The sequence below is a fragment of the Aquirufa avitistagni genome, from assembly GCF_042715545.1.
Lineage (GTDB): Bacteria > Bacteroidota > Bacteroidia > Cytophagales > Spirosomataceae > Aquirufa > Aquirufa avitistagni.
Genome location: NZ_JBBKXZ010000001.1, coordinates 1084135 through 1100532 on the forward strand (window position 1 = coordinate 1084135; position 16398 = coordinate 1100532).

General features: G+C 39.0%; 15 protein-coding genes. 11 read left to right on the top strand and 4 right to left on the bottom strand.

What is annotated here, in order from left to right; all coding sequences use genetic code 11:
- Entirely contained in the window at positions 1–702 is a 702-nt protein-coding gene (locus U0R10_RS04730) for a VIT1/CCC1 transporter family protein (protein WP_377982796.1), read from the top strand.
- On the opposite strand, the gene ggt is transcribed toward U0R10_RS04730, so the two are convergent.
- Positions 696–2381 carry a gamma-glutamyltransferase gene (ggt, locus tag U0R10_RS04735; protein WP_377982797.1) on the bottom strand — a complete coding sequence of 562 codons (1686 nt, stop codon included), beginning with the start codon at positions 2379–2381 and terminating at the stop codon, positions 696–698. The two genes, U0R10_RS04730 and ggt, sit on opposite strands and share 7 nt — an antisense overlap.
- Positions 2382–2528: 147 nt before the next feature.
- Between ggt and U0R10_RS04740 the strand changes: the two genes are divergently transcribed.
- Entirely contained in the window at positions 2529–3776 is a 1248-nt protein-coding gene (locus U0R10_RS04740; protein WP_377982798.1) for an aminotransferase class I/II-fold pyridoxal phosphate-dependent enzyme, read from the top strand.
- Between the two features lie 163 nt (positions 3777–3939).
- Entirely contained in the window at positions 3940–4119 is a 180-nt protein-coding gene (locus tag U0R10_RS04745) for a histone H1 (protein ID WP_377982799.1), read from the top strand.
- A gap of 54 nt (positions 4120–4173) precedes the next feature.
- On the opposite strand, the gene U0R10_RS04750 is transcribed toward U0R10_RS04745, so the two are convergent.
- Positions 4174–4578 (bottom strand): MaoC family dehydratase, encoded by a 405-nt coding sequence (locus tag U0R10_RS04750; RefSeq protein ID WP_377982800.1) that lies wholly within the window; start codon positions 4576–4578, stop codon positions 4174–4176.
- 56 nt (positions 4579–4634) lie between these two features.
- Here U0R10_RS04750 and U0R10_RS04755 point away from each other — a divergent pair, with 56 nt between their 5' ends.
- Complete coding sequence (locus tag U0R10_RS04755) at positions 4635–5489, top strand: diacylglycerol/lipid kinase family protein (RefSeq protein ID WP_377982801.1); 855 nt, start codon at positions 4635–4637, stop codon at positions 5487–5489.
- Positions 5490–5903: 414 nt separating this feature from the next.
- On the top strand, positions 5904–7331 hold the full coding sequence (dnaA, locus tag U0R10_RS04760) for a chromosomal replication initiator protein DnaA (protein ID WP_377982802.1): 1428 nt from the start codon (positions 5904–5906) through the stop codon (positions 7329–7331).
- A 45-nt stretch (positions 7332–7376) separates the two neighbouring features.
- Here the strand turns inward: dnaA and recA are convergent, their stop codons facing one another.
- Entirely contained in the window at positions 7377–8435 is a 1059-nt protein-coding gene (recA, locus tag U0R10_RS04765; protein WP_377982803.1) for a recombinase RecA, read from the bottom strand.
- 209 nt (positions 8436–8644) lie between these two features.
- Here recA and U0R10_RS04770 point away from each other — a divergent pair, with 209 nt between their 5' ends.
- Positions 8645–9379, top strand: coding sequence for a DUF3108 domain-containing protein (locus tag U0R10_RS04770; RefSeq protein WP_377982804.1), 735 nt, complete (start codon positions 8645–8647; stop codon positions 9377–9379).
- Here U0R10_RS04770 and U0R10_RS04775 read toward each other — a convergent pair.
- Positions 9376–10677: a cryptochrome/photolyase family protein gene (locus tag U0R10_RS04775; protein ID WP_377982805.1), complete on the bottom strand. Its 1302-nt coding sequence runs from the start codon at positions 10675–10677 to the stop codon at positions 9376–9378. The genes U0R10_RS04770 and U0R10_RS04775 overlap by 4 nt on opposite strands.
- A gap of 162 nt (positions 10678–10839) precedes the next feature.
- On the opposite strand from U0R10_RS04775, the gene queA reads away from it, so the two are divergent.
- The 5 genes from queA to U0R10_RS04800 are packed head-to-tail and all read left to right on the top strand — an operon-like array spanning position 10840 to position 16323.
- Positions 10840–11892: a tRNA preQ1(34) S-adenosylmethionine ribosyltransferase-isomerase QueA gene (gene queA / locus U0R10_RS04780; RefSeq protein ID WP_377982806.1), complete on the top strand. Its 1053-nt coding sequence runs from the start codon at positions 10840–10842 to the stop codon at positions 11890–11892.
- A gap of 17 nt (positions 11893–11909) precedes the next feature.
- Positions 11910–12605 carry a 2-C-methyl-D-erythritol 4-phosphate cytidylyltransferase gene (locus U0R10_RS04785; RefSeq protein ID WP_377982807.1) on the top strand — a complete coding sequence of 232 codons (696 nt, stop codon included), beginning with the start codon at positions 11910–11912 and terminating at the stop codon, positions 12603–12605.
- A complete protein-coding gene (locus U0R10_RS04790; protein WP_377982808.1) occupies positions 12598–14967 on the top strand; it encodes an efflux RND transporter permease subunit in 2370 nt (789 codons plus the stop codon). The genes U0R10_RS04785 and U0R10_RS04790 overlap by 8 nt, the downstream gene beginning before the upstream one ends.
- Positions 14967–16148 carry an MFS transporter gene (locus tag U0R10_RS04795; RefSeq protein ID WP_377982809.1) on the top strand — a complete coding sequence of 394 codons (1182 nt, stop codon included), beginning with the start codon at positions 14967–14969 and terminating at the stop codon, positions 16146–16148. The genes U0R10_RS04790 and U0R10_RS04795 overlap by 1 nt, the downstream gene beginning before the upstream one ends.
- Positions 16138–16323, top strand: a complete 186-nt coding sequence (locus tag U0R10_RS04800; RefSeq protein WP_377982810.1) for a hypothetical protein — start codon at positions 16138–16140, stop codon at positions 16321–16323. Before U0R10_RS04795 ends, U0R10_RS04800 begins: the two co-directional genes overlap by 11 nt.
- Positions 16324–16398: the final 75 nt, after the last annotated feature.

Consider the following 16398-nt stretch of genomic DNA (forward strand, 5'->3'; position numbering starts at 1 on the left):
ATGCACGGACATGACCACCATTTGCACGAAAAACATTTAAAAAGTTCAGATTTCATTACTGATATTGTCATAGGCATGTCAGATGGATTGACAGTGCCTTTTGCCCTGGCGGCAGGATTATCAGGCGCGGTGGACTCCGCAGCTATTGTTACCACTGCAGGTGTAGCTGAAATTGTAGCAGGTTCCATAGCGATGGGTTTGGGTGGTTATTTAGCTGGACAAACTGAGCAGGAACATTATGAGGCTGAATTAAAGCGGGAATATGAAGAGGTGGAACGCGTACCTGAACGTGAAAAAGATGAAATCAGAGAAGTATTCGAGGATTATGGTTTAAGTCCAGAGGCACAAGATATCGTGGTAGAAGCAATTTCAAAAGACAAAGATAAGTGGGTCGATTTCATGATGCGATTTGAATTAGGCTTAGAACGGCCACATCCCAATCGGGCACGTAATTCAGCCTTAACAATCGGAATATCCTATATTATTGGTGGCTTCATCCCTTTAATCCCTTACTTCTATGTAACGCATCCCGTAGACGGATTGAAATATTCAGCCGCAGTAACCATTTTAGCTTTATTAGTCTTCGGATACTTTAAAAGCAAAATAACCGGACAAAATCCAGTTATTGGCTCATTAAAAGTAACATCGATTGGAGCGGCAGCGGCAGCAGCGGCCTTTATGGTTGCCAAGCTTTTTCAATAAGCTTTGACGGTATCATCTCCGCGTGAATCTGCACCTCCTTGTAAACGTCCATTCGGGAGGATTAAAATTCCTTCCACTAGGCCAATCCCTCCTGATGGAGTAAATACATAACCTTTTGAACCCAAGCGATTCAATTGGTCATTGGATAATCTATTCGCCTCAAAGCGCGTAGCATCAGGTAGCCATTGGTGATGAAAACGGGGATATTCCACCGCTTGTTGCATGTTCATGCCCATCTCTAGGGTGTTCAAAACCACTTGAAAAACACTCGTTATAATGGTTGACCCACCTGGTGTACCCACAACCATCTTTAATTTTCCATTGGATTCAATGATGGTCGGTGTCATACTTGACAGCATGCGTTTTTCTGGTTGGATTTCATTTGCTTTAGAACCTACTAGGCCAAAAACATTGGGGACTCCTGGTTTGGAGCTAAAATCATCCATTTCGTCATTTAAAAGAAATCCGGCTCCGCCAACAAACACTTTACTTCCGTATGAATTATTAAGTGTGGTGGTGATGGAAACAGCATTTCCTTCTTTATCTACGATGGAGTAATGCGTTGTTTCTGGACTTTCATAACCAGCAAATACACCTGCTTTAATATCTGCACTTGGCGTAGCTTTCGCAAAATCCATCGATTGCAAACGTGTAGTTACGTAGGATGAATCCATTAATTCAGCCACAGGAACTTTGACGAAATCCGGATCACCTAACCAGGACGCTCGATCCGCATATACACGCCGTTCAGCCTCAATCATAACTTGTAAAGTTGAATCAGAGGTTACGCCCCATCTCGATAATGGAAAAGGCTCCATCATTTTCATTAATTGCGCCAAAGCCACTCCACCGCTCGAGGGAGGTGGCATACCGATGATTCGGTATTGTTTATAATTGGATACTAAAGGCTTTCTCCACACTGCACGATATTTGCGTAAATCTTTGTGTGTAATTAACCCGTTTTGCTTACGCATCTCCTCGACAATCATGTCGGCAGTTGGACCCGCATAAAAACCTTTGTTCTTTGATTGAGCGATTCTGGCCAATGTTTGAGCTAAATCTGGTTGTTTTAAGATTTGTCCTTTAGCAAATTCTTGTCCATCAGATGAAATTAGATATGATTTACCTGGATTTTCTTTAATAAAATCTGCGCGATTACGATTTAAACCACGGGCCTCTTTTTCTGTTAATTCAAGTCCATTCGCAGCTAAATCGACGGCAGGTTGTACTACTTCAGACCAGGATAATCGGCCGAACTTACGATGCATTTCCACCATGCCATTCACGGTACCCGGAACACCTGCAGAGAAAATGCCAATTAAACTTTTACCTGGAATAACATTTCCAGCTGAATCTAAATACATATCCCGACTAGCCTTTAGGGGTGCTTTTTCGCGGTAGTCTAATGTATAGGCTTTACCCTTGGCCGTACGGTATACCAAAAATCCTCCCCCACCTATGTTACCGGCAGCTGGATGAGATACAGCTAAAGCAAAATTTACGGCAACGGCAGCGTCGATGGCATTACCTCCCTTTTGCAATATTTGAAGACCAATTTCACTGGCAGCTGGGTGGGTAGAAACCACCATACCGTTTGTAGATTCAACTAATGGCTTCTGTGTTTGTTGGGCAAAAACAGTAAAACCAGCTAGGAAAAGAAAAATAAATTTAAGCCGCATAGAAAGTTGGGGACTAAAGAACTGTTGAAAGCCATAAAATTAGATAGAAAAATACAAATTTGGTTAATTCAGGAATGCCGAGAAAAGAAAAATATAATTTACCTTTGTGGCTATAACTCAATACTTCAAATAAAACGATTAGTTAACGTGGATATTTTCGAAAAAGTAGTCAATAATATGGGGCCAATCGGCGCTCATGCACATTATTCACATCATTATTTTTCTTTCCCAAAATTAACTGGGGAATTAGGTCCACGAATGACCTTCATGGGCAAAGAAATGTTAAACTGGTCGTTAAATAACTACTTAGGTTTAGCTAATCATCCTGAGGTTAGAAAAGCAGATGCAGATGCTGCAGCACAATATGGTTTAGCCTATCCGATGGGTGCTCGAATGATGTCGGGAAATACGGATGCGCATGAGGAATTTGAACGTCAGTTAGCTGAATTTGTAGGTAAAGAAGATTCCTTCTTACTTAACTATGGATATCAGGGAATTATGTCAGTCATTGAGTGCATGGTAGACCACCGAGATATTATCGTATATGATGCAGAGTCACACGCGTGTATTATCGATGGTATTCGTTTACATAAAGCTAAAATGGGTGACTATTATAAGTTCAATCACAATGATATGGATTCATTGCGTAAAAACTTAGATCGAGCTACTAAACGCACCCAGGAAACAGGTGGAGGTATTTTAGTGATCACGGAAGGCGTATTTGGTATGTCGGGCAAGGTTGGTTCACTCGATAAAATTGTTGAACTTAAATCAGATTACAATTTCCGTTTATTAGTTGACGATGCCCATGGATTTGGTACGATGGGTGCTAATGGCCGTGGAGTAGGTGAGCATTTAAATTGTACCGAAGGTATTGATTTATATTTCTCCACTTTTGCTAAATCAATGGCTGCCATTGGTGGATTCGTGGCTGCGCCAAAAGACATTATCATGTATCTTAAATACAATATGCGTTCTCAAACCTATGCAAAGGCACTTCCTATGCCTTACGTTATTGGTGGAATGAAGCGCTTGGAGCTAATTAAAAAGCACCCAGAGCTTCGTGAGCAGTTGTGGGCTAATGTACGCGCACTTCAAAAAGGTCTGATCGAAAAAGGGTTTGACATTGGTGAAACTACTTCACCTGTAACCCCTGTATTTTTACATGGAGATTATGATATTGCTGCCGTAACATCATTAGTACGCGACCTAAGGGAAAACATGGGAATCTTTTGTTCAATTGTAGTTTATCCAGTTGTTCCTAAGGGACAAATCATGTTGCGCATTATTCCTACGTCATCGCATACGCTAGCTGATATTACCTACACGACTACATGTTTTGCAGAGGTCCAAAAAAGGCTTCAAGCAGGTTATTATCGTGATTTAAACAAGTAATTGATAAACTTTACGCATTTTTTTCACTTTTTTAACTTTTTTTTGGGTTTTTTAAGCAGAATAATTTGCAGGATATACATTTTTCACTAAATTTCGCCTTATAAGCGCTTCAAACAGCGAATAAAGACAATCTATTTTTTTTACAACCAAAATTCAACTTATTATGAGCAGATTTGCACAAGTTAAAGACCTAGTATTATCATTAGAATCAGATTTCGAAAAATTCTATGACAAAGGAAATCAAGCAGCTGGTACTCGCGTACGTGGTGGTTTACAACAATTGAAAACTTTAGCACAAGAAATTCGTACTGAAGTACAAAACCAAAAAAACGCTTCAAAGTAATTTTACTTTAGCGTGTATAAAAAAAGCTCGATATTTTCGAGCTTTTTTTATGTCTTAAAATAACGTTGGGTGCATGACGGATGCGATTCCATCGACCATCAATTTTCCGCGTTCTAATTCAAATACTTGCGTAGTTATCTCTGCGGTATGTTTTAAGTCATTTATAGAAGCCACTTGGAAAAAGGCACGATAAGTTTGGCCTACATACAATGGGCGTTTAAATTCGGACACTTGTTTGAGATAAACACTTCCCGAACCTGGGAAATCCATACCCATCACCTTTGAAAAAACACTAGCAATTAAAGCCCCATGAATAATGGGTTTCTTAAATGGCGTAGTGGCAGCAAAATCTTCATCCCAATGTAATGGGTTAAAATCACCCGATATCTTACAAAACTCATTTACCTGCTCTTGGGTAAAAGAAAACTCAATTTCGAAACTTGCGCCTAAATGGATCATCGCCTAACTATTAAATTTGACAAAATGCGGGTAACTTTGCATTCAAACCAAGAAACATGATCTGTTTTATAGTTAATCCCAATTCTGGAAGCAAAAGTAATAGATATCGAGCGGGGATTGTGGAAAAATTACAAAAGATTCCCAATAGTCAACTCTACATGACTGAGTACCCTGGGCATGCACGCGAACTAATTCAAAAACTACTAGCTGAAAGTAAAGTGTCACGCATCATTGCAGTAGGTGGAGATGGAACTGTGAATGAAATAGGCTCAAGCATATTGGGCACAAAAATAGCCATGGGAATCATCCCCGTTGGTTCTGGCAATGGCCTCGCCAGGCATTTGGGCCTCCCGATCAATTTCAATCAAGCAATGTATCGAGCCATAAATGGCACTGAAATATCCATAGATACCTTAATGTGGAATGGCCGACCATTCTTCTGCACCGCAGGAATTGGATTTGATGCAGAAGTTGCCCATACCTTTGCAAACGGAAATGGCCGAGGACTACTAAATTACATCCGCGCAACTTTCCAAACGCTAAGATCATTTCATACGATTCAATTATCAATGGGAGATGATCAGCCAGAAGAACTTTTCTCGCTAACTATAGCAAATGCAAATCAATATGGAAACAACGCCTATATTTCTCCTTTTTCTGACGTACAAGACGCTCAATTTGAAGTAGTTAAAATCAAAAAAGGGAATTTGTGGCAATTAAGTAAACTTGGAATTAGTCTATTTCTGAAAAACATACACAAGCACCCACTTGTTCGTGTATCTAGCACATATACAATCGAATTTAAGGTGCCAACAGGCACCGCTTTTCACTTAGATGGTGAAAGCCTACGCACTACCGATGAATACATTAAAATAAATATTCATTCAAAAAATTTAAAAATTGTTGTTTAAGATACATTTAAATAAATTTTAATATAAATAACTAATAATCAATTAGTTATCATTTATTTTATTCAAGAATTTAGCATATCACTCGATTCAAATACGTTTTTTATTCAAAAAAAATGTATTTTTTTTTATTTAATTTTTTGAAGGAAAAAAGCCACTGAGCGCTCCTATTATTGGACATTTTTTAGTTCCAAATTTTTAGCCATTTTTATTCAGGCAAAAACAACATTTATTTATTTTTTGAAATTTGGAAGACCCCCGAATTTTACTATTTTTGTCTCCCCGCTAAAGAAAACGATTACGTTTTTCGTAGTAAATAAACCACACGGTTAAAATTATAAATAACACATCGCTTAGGAAGGCAACTGACAAAGCAATGGAAAGAAATTATTGTCTCTAAAAACGCGTAACAAGTACATGCAATCTGAAGTAAAAGACTTATGGCTAAAATGTTTGGAAATTATCCGAGAGGATGTTTCTAGCCAAAGTTTTTCAACTTGGTTTGCTCCAATCGTTCCGCTGAAATTCCAAAATAATACCTTAACGATTCAAGTTCCTTCTCAATTCTTTTATGAGTGGTTGGAAGAAAACTATGTGGCTGTTTTGCGAAAAGCAATTGATCACACAATCGGTAAAAGAGGGATGCTGGAATACTCTATAGTGGTAGACAAAGGTGATCGTAAAAATCCTCCGATTACATTTAATTTACCTACCCTACCGTCAAGCAACAGTAATCACATGCAGCAGCAAACTGTTCAACAGGCTCCTGCAAGAAATCCATTTCAGTTTAAAGACTTAGATTCGTTAGAATTAGACTCCTATTTAATTCCGAAATATACATTTGATAAATTCATTGAAGGTGATTGCAATCGCTTAGGAAGAGCGGCTGGAATGGCTGTGGCCAATAAACCAGGCTTAACATCCTTTAATCCACTTATGATTTATGGTGGTGTAGGTTTAGGTAAAACGCACTTAATTCAGGCAATCGGAAATCAGATTAAAGAAGAGTTTCCTGAGAAATTTGTTTTGTATGTATCAACTGAAAAGTTCACAAATCAATTTGTAAATGCGATTCGCAATAACTCAATCGAAACCTTTACTAATTTTTACCTTCAAGTAGATGTCTTGATTATCGATGATGTGCAGTTTTTATCTGGTAAAGAAAAAACGCAAGAAACATTCTTCAATATTTTCAACCATTTACATCAATCAGGCAAACAGATTATTCTTTCCTCAGATCGTGCTCCACGTGATTTGGCTGGGATGGAAGATCGCTTGTTAAGCCGATTTAAATGGGGTTTAACAGCGGATCTACAGCAACCCGATTTTGAAACACGAATTGCCATTATTCAAAAGAAATTACAAGATGATGGTATTCAAATCAATTTTGACGTGTTGGAATACCTGGCACATTCTATTCAAACTAATGTGCGTGAACTTGAAGGCGTCATTATTTCATTAATGGCCCAAGCTTCATTAACACGAAAAGAGATAGATTTAGAATTAGCTAAATCCACCCTAAAATCGATTGTTAACGACCAAGAAAAAGAACTAAGTGTAGACAATATCTTAGAAGCCGTTACGACCCATTTCGATGTGGATATGTTGACGTTGAAAGGTAAATGCAGAAAGAAAGAAAATGTATTTCCTAGACAAGTAGCCATGTATATGCTGAAAGAGCTAACAAACCTACCTTTAAAGTCCATTGGCTATCATTTTGGTGGTCGGGACCACAGCACGGTCATTCATGCGGTTCAATCTATATCTGAAGCAATCGAATCAGATAAAAGTGTAGAAAAGACAGTCAAAAAACTGTTTAATCGATTTAATCTCGCATTAAACTAAAAAAGAGGCTTTCGCCTCTTTTTTTATACACATGAAGTAGATCAACTATTCTGCAATAGCTTCTTTATCTAACAAAGCCGTCTCATCGCCTTTGACTTTCTCCTTAATCTTTTGCTCAAGCTCCTCCATCAATTCTGGATTATCCTTAATTAAATCTTTCACGGCATCACGCCCTTGACCTAAGCGATTCCCGTTGTAAGAGAACCAAGAACCTGACTTGTCTACAACACCTAGATCAACACCAAGATCTAACACCTCACCTGCCTTTGAAATTCCTTCACCATACATGATGTCGAACTCAACTACTTTAAATGGAGGTGCCATCTTATTTTTAACCACCTTAACGCGCGTACGATTACCCGTAATTGAGTCTGCACTTTCTTTAATTTGTCCCGCTCTGCGGATATCCAAACGAACGGAAGCATAGAATTTCAATGCATTACCACCGGTGGTTGTTTCTGGACTTCCAAACATCACACCAATCTTATCACGTAACTGGTTAATGAAAATACAGCAACATCCTGTTTTGTTAATGGTACCAGTCAATTTACGTAAAGCCTGCGACATCAAACGTGCTTGAAGACCCATTTTAGAATCTCCCATTTCACCTTCAATTTCAGCTTTAGGAACCAAGGCCGCTACTGAGTCAATAACAATAATATCAATGGCACCTGAACTAATTAAATGTTCTGCAATTTCTAACGCTTGCTCACCATTATCAGGCTGCGAAATCAATAAGTTTTCCGTATCAATACCCAATTTTTCAGCATAAGAGCGATCAAAAGCATGTTCTGCGTCAATAAATGCTGCTAATCCACCTGCTTTTTGAGCTTCTGCAATGCAATGCATGGTTAGTGTAGTTTTACCAGAAGACTCAGGTCCATAAATCTCAACAACACGACCACGCGGAACACCACCTATACCTAACGCTAAATCTAGCCCTAGAGAGCCTGTTGATATTACAGGAACATCCATAACTTTACTATCTGACAAACGCATCACAGTCCCTTTTCCGTAAGCCTTATCTAATTTTTCCAAAGTGGTCTGCAGTGCCTTTAATTTTTCTGCTGCTAGGCCTAGTGCGCCATCCGATTGTTTTGCCATGTTATAATTATTGATAATTTTGAGTGTTCCTTGTAGATTGAATGTCTTTCATGTAAATCCTAACAAAAATAGGAAATACCACGTAATGAAAAAATAATTAAATTGATATTCTCAAGGGAAATAAAATCGCACCTTTTAAAACAATCTTCTTGCCCATTATTCCGCCTTTTTTAAAAAAAAACACACCCATCATTATCATGTTCTTGGCAATGAGCTCAACTTGTTTTGGACAAGAAAATTCGAGTATTCTGGCCAATGAACTATTAAAATACCGCATACACCTCGGATTTATTGATGCGGCAGAAGCAACAATTCATACTCAAGGGCAAACCCAACAAATAAACGGCCGACAAACCCGAAAAATAGACATAACCGGAAAGACTGTTGGCATTCTGCATGTAATCTCACCCGTCATCGATTACTGGTCGGCCTACCTAGATACCGAAACACACCTTCCCCTCAAAACGGAGATGCGCAAAAAGGAAGGGCGTTACCGGAAGGAAGAAACGGTAATTTTTGATCATGCCAACTTGAATGCCAAAATAAGTTCGCCGCAAAACACGCCTACACTTAAAAATTTTCCTATCGAGTCAAGCACACTTGATTTAATTGGCGGCTACTTTTTCTTGCGCGATAAGCCGTTGGGCGAAATGAAAATTGGCCAAAAACAAAAGGCGAAAATATTAGTCGACGGAAGTATCTACGAGATTTGGTTCATTGTTAAAGGATTCGAAAAAATCGAAGGACCTTGGGGAAAGAAAAATTGCATCCGTACCACATTGGTGTTGCCCAAAAACAAGTTGTTTAAAGAAGAGGATGCCATTCAACTTTGGATAACCAATGACTCCTATCAGGTACCTTTTAAAATGGAAGTAAATTTGAAAATTGGCTTTCTGACAATTGATTTAACCAATTACTCCATTGCTGGTAAAAATGTCTACTAAACCTTAGCTAACGCTTTCTTATAGGCGGCTAAAACACGTTCCCGGGCAAATTCATGATTTACGATCGGTTGAGGATAAGTCAATTCCTGAAACTCAGGGACCCAATGCCGAATGTATGTCAATTCTCCATCGAATTTTTTCGTTTGTAAGGCGGGATTAAATACGCGAAAATACGGCGCGGCATCACAACCAGACCCTGCTGCCCATTGCCAACCTCCATTATTTGCTGCAAAATCGAAATCAAGTAATTTGGCTGCAAAGTAGGCTTCTCCCCAGCGCCAATCAATCAATAAATGTTTGACTAAAAAACTGGCCACAATCATACGCACACGATTGTGCATAAAACCGGTCGCATTTAACTCACGCATGCCAGCATCTACGATGGGGTAACCAGTTTGGCCTTGCTTCCAAGCTTCAAATTCGGTCTCATTGTTGCGCCAATCCATACGATCATATTCTTTGCGAAACGCATGCCCTTCGGATACGTGCGAAAAATGATGCAAAATGTTGAAATAAAAATCGCGCCAAATCAATTCATTCAACCATACTTCTGATTTTCCTACGGCCTGCAAGACCAAGCTCCGAATAGAAATAGTACCGAAACGCAAGTGAACAGATAAACGACTTGTTCCGGGTAATGCAGGAAAATCACGCTTCTCGCCATAATGTTGAATCAAAGTATCAGCTACCTGCGCAGCTGGGAATGTTAATCCAGATGGTCTAAAACCCAATGAGGCTAAAGAAGGTAATTCAAACGATCCTGGCGCATAATGCTCAATCGTTTCAGAAGGAAATTGCTGAATAGGTTGTATGCGTAATTGCTCCTTCCATTTACGCGAATATGGCGTAAATACCGTATATGGTGTTCCTTGGCCACTTAATACCTCACTCTTTTCAAAGACGACTTGATCTTTATAGCTGTAAAAATCAATTTGATTGGCATCTGCCCAAGCGCGAATCGATTCATCTCGCACGCAACCATACTTTTCATAATCCGCATTGCAATGAATAGCGGCTATCTTGAAACGGGTTGAAAGTTCTTTAAATGCATCGAGCGGTTTAGCATGCAAAACACATAAATCTCCTCCCCTTGCCTGAATAGCTAATTTCAATTTCGAAATAGCTTGATGAATGAATTCAACACGACCATCAGAAGTATCTGGTAAGCGACTTAATATATCCGTATCAAAAATAAATACGGGTAAAACGGGTTGGTCACCACGTAAAGCGGCCCACAAGCCATGATTGTCCTCAATCCGTAAATCTCGTCTAAACCAAAATATTGAAACTTCTTGCATGTCGTATTCGTAGCTAAAGGGTTAAAACCTGACTAATTTCAAATTGTTTAAAATATACCTTGACAAGCCCCCCTTCAAAAGTGTATATTTGTAAAATTGCAAATTTTATGCCCCATTTACTTAGGTTAATGGAAACATAAATTCATTTCAAACCCCATCAGAATGAAATTATCTGAATTCAGATTTGATTTACCCCAAAGTTTAATTGCATTAAATCCCGCTGAAAATCGCGAAGATGCGCGTATGATGGTGATAAACCGAAAGGAAAAAACCATTGAGCATAAAAAATTCACCGATATCGTTGATTATTTTGGAGATGGAGATGTATTAGTTACCAACAATACAAAAGTTTTTCCTGCGCGTCTTTATGGCAACAAAGAGAAAACAGGTGCACAAATCGAGGTGTTCTTGTTGCGTGAATTAAATCGTGAACACCGTTTATGGGATGTTTTAGTTGACCCAGCTCGTAAAATCCGCGTAGGTAATAAGTTGTATTTTGGCGATTCTGATTTAGTTGCAGAGGTGATTGATAATACAACATCTCGTGGACGTACCATTCGTTTTTTATATGATGGAGATCATGATGCCCTGATGGCAGCTATTCATGAATTAGGTGAAACTCCGCTACCAGATGAAATTAGATTAAAGCGTCCCGCCACGGAAGATGATCGTGATCGTTTTCAGACTATTTATGCGGAGCATGTGGGAGCTGTTGCTGCCCCTACTGCAGGACTTCACTTCTCCAAAATCATCATGAAGCGCATGGAGTTAAATGGTGCACAATTCACACCACTAACCTTGCATATCGGATTGGGAACGTTCAGACAAGTTGACGTAGAAGACTTGACAAAACATAAAACAGATTCTGAACACTTTATGATTAATCAAGATACTTGTGATTATGTCAATCAAGCCATTGATAACAAAAAACATGTATTGGCAGTAGGAACTACGGTAATGAAAGCCTTGGAATCATCTGTTTCAGCGAGCGGTCATTTAAAACCGATTGATTCTTGGACAGATAAATTTATCTTCCCTCCATACGAGTTTAAAATCCCTACGGCACTATTGACCAACTTCCATTTACCTGAGTCTATCTTGTATATGATGTCTTGTGCATTTGGAGGATATGATTTGGTGCAGGATGCGTACCAACAAGCCATTAAGGAGAAATATCGCTTCTTCAGTTATGGTGACGTAATGTTAATTATTTAATTATTAATGGGTTTATTTTGAAGAAAATAGCAATAATAGTTGCGGGAGGTACCGGACAGCGCATGAATATGTCGATACCGAAGCAATTTTTACTGCTTCAAAATAAACCCATTCTCTTTCATACCTTAGCCGCATTCAAAGAGGCTATTCCCGAGATCGAACTTATTCTTGTTTTGCCTGAAAATCAGTTTGATTATTGGGAAAAACTAGCAATCGAATTCCCTGAAATTCATACACAAACACCCCATCGATTAGTTGCTGGTGGTGAAACTCGTTTTCATTCTAGTCTGCATGGCATTCAAGCAATCAACGAGCAGGTAAATTGCCTAGTGGCTATTCACGATGGTGTTCGCCCGTTGATTGACCAACAAACAATCCAGCGTGCTTTTTCGGAAGCAGAAATACACGGAAATGCCGTTGTGGCCGTGCCATCTAAAGACTCGGTGCGCCTGTGGGATGAATCACAAAAAGCATATTTAGCTGTCAATCGTACGGATGTTCGCATCATTCAAACGCCACAAATATTTAGTCTTGATTCCCTAAAAAATGCATTTTCCAAAGGCTATAGCCCTCATTTTACAGATGATGCCAGTGTGATTGAACATGCAGGAGAACGAATTCATTTGGTGGAGGGTCATTATGCCAACCTAAAAATTACAACGCCCGAAGATTTAGCCTTAGCCGAAATCTTAAAAGTAGACACGCATGAATAAGACATGGAATTGGATTGGGGTTCAAATCTTGAAATTCAAAATTGCCATTTTAGCCACCTTGTTTTTGGCAACTATTTGGTTAGCCTACACCGCTAGTCAAATACAGCTTAGCTATGAATTAGCCAAAATTCTTCCGCAATCGAACGAACAATTTCAGTTGTACGAATCATTCAAGAAGAAATATGGCGAAGATGGCAATGTGATGGTCATCGGATTGGAGAATCCAAATTTGTTTAAACCAGCTGAGTTTGATGCATGGAATAGCTTGTTTACCGAAATCAAAAAAGAGGCAGGTATCAAGTCCATGTTGGCATTGCCCAATCTTCCCGAAGTCTATTTAGACACAACAAGAAAAATCTTTAAAACAAGACCACTGTATGCGGGATCAGCAAATAGCTCGCAAGCTGAATTAGATTCAGTAAAATCCAAAATCAACAAATTACCGATTTATCGAAATTTCCTTTTCACAGAAGACCTCCGGGTTCATTTGATGTTGATTACACTTGATCAAAAGACCATCAATAATAAAAATAGAATTTCACTCGTTAAAAAAATCAAATCCCTTGGTGAAAACTATTCAGCTAAAACAAAAAATCAGCTGTACTATTCGGGAATGCCATTTATCCGCACGGAATATACGTCTCAGGTCACAAACGAATTAGTGCTGTTTCTGTTGTTAGCTATCGCAGTTACATCGCTCATTCTATATTACTTCTTCAGATCACTTAAAGTCGTATTTTTTGCCCTGATTGTCATCTTGATTGGCATCATCGCTTCGCTAGCTACAATTGTACTTTTTGGATTTAAAATCACGCTTTTATCCGGACTAATTCCACCGCTTATTGTCGTTATTGGGGTACCTAATGTCATATTTCTGTTAAATAAGTACCATGAAACATACGCGGAAACAAACAATAAGGAAGCGTCATTGCAAACGAGTGCTGCGACCGTGGGCCGTACGTTGTTTTTAGCGAACATTACTACTTCCATCGGATTTGGGGTTTTTGCGTTTACCGGTTCAGCCTTGCTCGTTGAATTTGGAGTTGTAGCATCCTTGAATGTCATGTTTACGTTCCTTTTATCCCTGCTGTTAATACCTATATTTTTCAGCTATTTAGCACCTCCCAAGCCAAAGGATTTAGCTCACTTTGAAAGTAAACGAATTAATAAATTTCTGACGCGCGTGGAGTTTTGGGTTTTTCAAAGACGCAAAATCATTTACAGTATCATCGGTGTTTTACTCGTCATTTCAATGTACGGTCTTAGCAAAATTGAGGCGGTGGGTTATATTGTCGACGACTTACCTCGGGAAAACGCGATCTACACGGATTTGAAATTTATCGAAAAACATTTCAAAGGCGTCATGCCATTTGAAATCTCGATCGATGCCCATGAGTCAGGCCGAGCACTTTCTCCAGAAATATTATCCAAAATCAAACGCACCGAGAAGGTTGTGGGCCAACACCCTGAGTTTACGCAAGGATTATCTTTGTTGACAGCAACCAAATACCTCTACCAAGTATATCGTGGGGGTGATCCTAAATATTTCACATTACCAGGGATCGATGAACTTTCAAAATTAAAGGACTTCCAAGGCAGCTTAGCGGGAAAGCAAAATATGTTTGCTGGATTCTTAGACCAAGACAAACGTTTTACCCGAATTAGCTTTCAGATGGCTGATGTAGGCACCGTAAAGACTCAAAAAATATACGATGCATTACAGCCTAAAATTGACTCAATCTTTCGCACCGATAGTGAGTCAGGGGAAATATTACCCGCTTCTGATTCGCGTGTTTACGACGCCAAAATCACGGGAAATTCAGTGATTTATGCGTTTCAAACAGCCTATTTACAGACAAACCTAATTGAAAGTACGATTACAGCCATCATACTTATTTGTATTCTGATGGCACTTTTGTTTCGGAGTTGGAAAATGGTGGTTATCTCAACGGTACCTTCCTTAATTCCATTGATTATTACCGCTGGATTAATGGGCTTCTTTCATATCGCATTGAAGCCAAGTACCATTTTGATATTCTCGATTGCATTCGGGATTTCGAGTGATGGCACCATTTACTTTTTAACGCGCTATAAAGAAGAATGGCTAAAAAATTCAAATAACGTCGCTAAGGCAGTTCAGATAACGATACAAAAAACGGGTGTATCCATGTTTTACACAGCGATGATTCTCTTTTTTGGATTTTTTATTTTTACGGCATCCACATTCAAGGGGACACAAGCATTAGGGATTCTTGTATCGATTACCTTGCTGATGGCCATGATTTGTAATTTAATTTTACTTCCTGCCTTCTTGATGGGCATGAATAAAAAAGAGACGAAGGCTATAATCGATGAAATTTAATGGAAAAACCCAGTTCGATTTATACCCTAAATTTTGCCCTACTTTGCCTTAGTAATTTCTTGTTTTCGGCAAGCTTTTCGATGATTATTCCCGAATTGCCAGATTATTTAGCTAGTCTCGGTGGAAAAGAATATATCGGATATACCATCGCATTGTTTACGTTGACAGCTGGAATAAGCCGACCGTTCTCTGGGAAGCTTACGGATCATATCGGCCGAGTACCTGTCATGGCCTTTGGGTCGCTGGTTTGCTTTCTTTGCGGGGGACTTTATCCAATCATTCATACCGTTCAAGGATTTCTATTTTTGCGCTTTTTACATGGAATGTCCACAGGCACAAAACCAACGGCGACGGCCGCTTATGTGGCTGATATCATTCCAGAAAATCGTCGTGGAGAAGCACAAGGGGGATTAGGCATATTTACAGCCACGGGTATGTCGATGGGCCCGGCCATTGGGAGTTACCTAGCGAGTGAAATAGGCCTTCGGGAAATGTTTTGGATTTCTTCACTGTTCGCACTCCTATCCATATTGATTTTGATGCGGATGAAGGAAACGTTACCGAAATCAATGAAATCTAAATTTACATTTAAACTATTTAAAATCGGTTGGAATGACGTTTTTGAACCAAGTATTGTTCCCGTATTTTGGATCATGCTCTTTGTTTCATTCTCATCTGGGGTTGTTGTCACCATTATGCCAGACGTCACCAAACTGATTGGTTGGCACAATAAAGGCCTCTATTTCACAATTTATACCATTGCATCGATTGTTGTCCGAATATTCTTTTCAAAAACATCAGATAAATATGGCCGTATACCCGTTTTAATTTATTCCACACTCGTATTAGCGGCTTCCATGTTCTTAATGATTATATTGCCAAGCCCACTTACTGTAATTTGTTCAGCGATCTTATTCGGCTTTGCTTGGGGATTCAATACGCCTACCCTAGCCGCATGGACGACGGATTTAGCCAACAAAAACCACATGGGTCGTGCCATGGCCACGATGTATATTGCCTTGGAATTGGGCATTGGCCTAGGAGCCATTTTTGCTGGACAAGTTTATCAAGGCATGACGAATAATATACCTTTACCGTTTCTAATGAGCGGAATTTTAGCTATTATCGCCTTTCTTTTCTTATTGCGTTACCACCATAATTGGCAAAAAAATGACGTTTAGCGAATATTTGGTTTCAAAAAATATTAATGAGGTAAGCTTCGCTGCACAAGAAGCTCACACATATTCTACCTGGAAAAGTATGTTCGAACAAGTACATGCAGCTAGTTTTACGGAGCAAAAGAAATTCAAACTCAATCAAATTAGACGGAAGTTTTTATTGAAAACAGAAAAATAAACGTTTAAAAATGTTAATTTTTTTTAAAAACTTATAACTATTTGAATATTTAAGTGTTTACTTCATGATCAGTTT

Excerpts from the sequence above, each read along its gene's own strand:
- U0R10_RS04730 (WP_377982796.1), top strand. The coding sequence starts at position 1 with ATGCACGGACATGACCACCATTTGCACGAAAAACATTTAAAAAGTTCA.
- ggt (WP_377982797.1), bottom strand. The coding sequence starts at position 2,381 with ATGCGGCTTAAATTTATTTTTCTTTTCCTAGCTGGTTTTACTGTTTTT.
- U0R10_RS04745 (WP_377982799.1), top strand. The coding sequence starts at position 3,940 with ATGAGCAGATTTGCACAAGTTAAAGACCTAGTATTATCATTAGAATCA.
- U0R10_RS04750 (WP_377982800.1), bottom strand. The coding sequence starts at position 4,578 with ATGATCCATTTAGGCGCAAGTTTCGAAATTGAGTTTTCTTTTACCCAA.
- U0R10_RS04755 (WP_377982801.1), top strand. The coding sequence starts at position 4,635 with ATGATCTGTTTTATAGTTAATCCCAATTCTGGAAGCAAAAGTAATAGA.
- dnaA (WP_377982802.1), top strand. The coding sequence starts at position 5,904 with ATGCAATCTGAAGTAAAAGACTTATGGCTAAAATGTTTGGAAATTATC.
- recA (WP_377982803.1), bottom strand. The coding sequence starts at position 8,435 with ATGGCAAAACAATCGGATGGCGCACTAGGCCTAGCAGCAGAAAAATTA.
- U0R10_RS04770 (WP_377982804.1), top strand. The coding sequence starts at position 8,645 with ATGAGCTCAACTTGTTTTGGACAAGAAAATTCGAGTATTCTGGCCAAT.
- U0R10_RS04775 (WP_377982805.1), bottom strand. The coding sequence starts at position 10,677 with ATGCAAGAAGTTTCAATATTTTGGTTTAGACGAGATTTACGGATTGAG.
- queA (WP_377982806.1), top strand. The coding sequence starts at position 10,840 with ATGAAATTATCTGAATTCAGATTTGATTTACCCCAAAGTTTAATTGCA.
- U0R10_RS04790 (WP_377982808.1), top strand. The coding sequence starts at position 12,598 with ATGAATAAGACATGGAATTGGATTGGGGTTCAAATCTTGAAATTCAAA.
- U0R10_RS04795 (WP_377982809.1), top strand. The coding sequence starts at position 14,967 with ATGGAAAAACCCAGTTCGATTTATACCCTAAATTTTGCCCTACTTTGC.
- U0R10_RS04800 (WP_377982810.1), top strand. The coding sequence starts at position 16,138 with ATGACGTTTAGCGAATATTTGGTTTCAAAAAATATTAATGAGGTAAGC.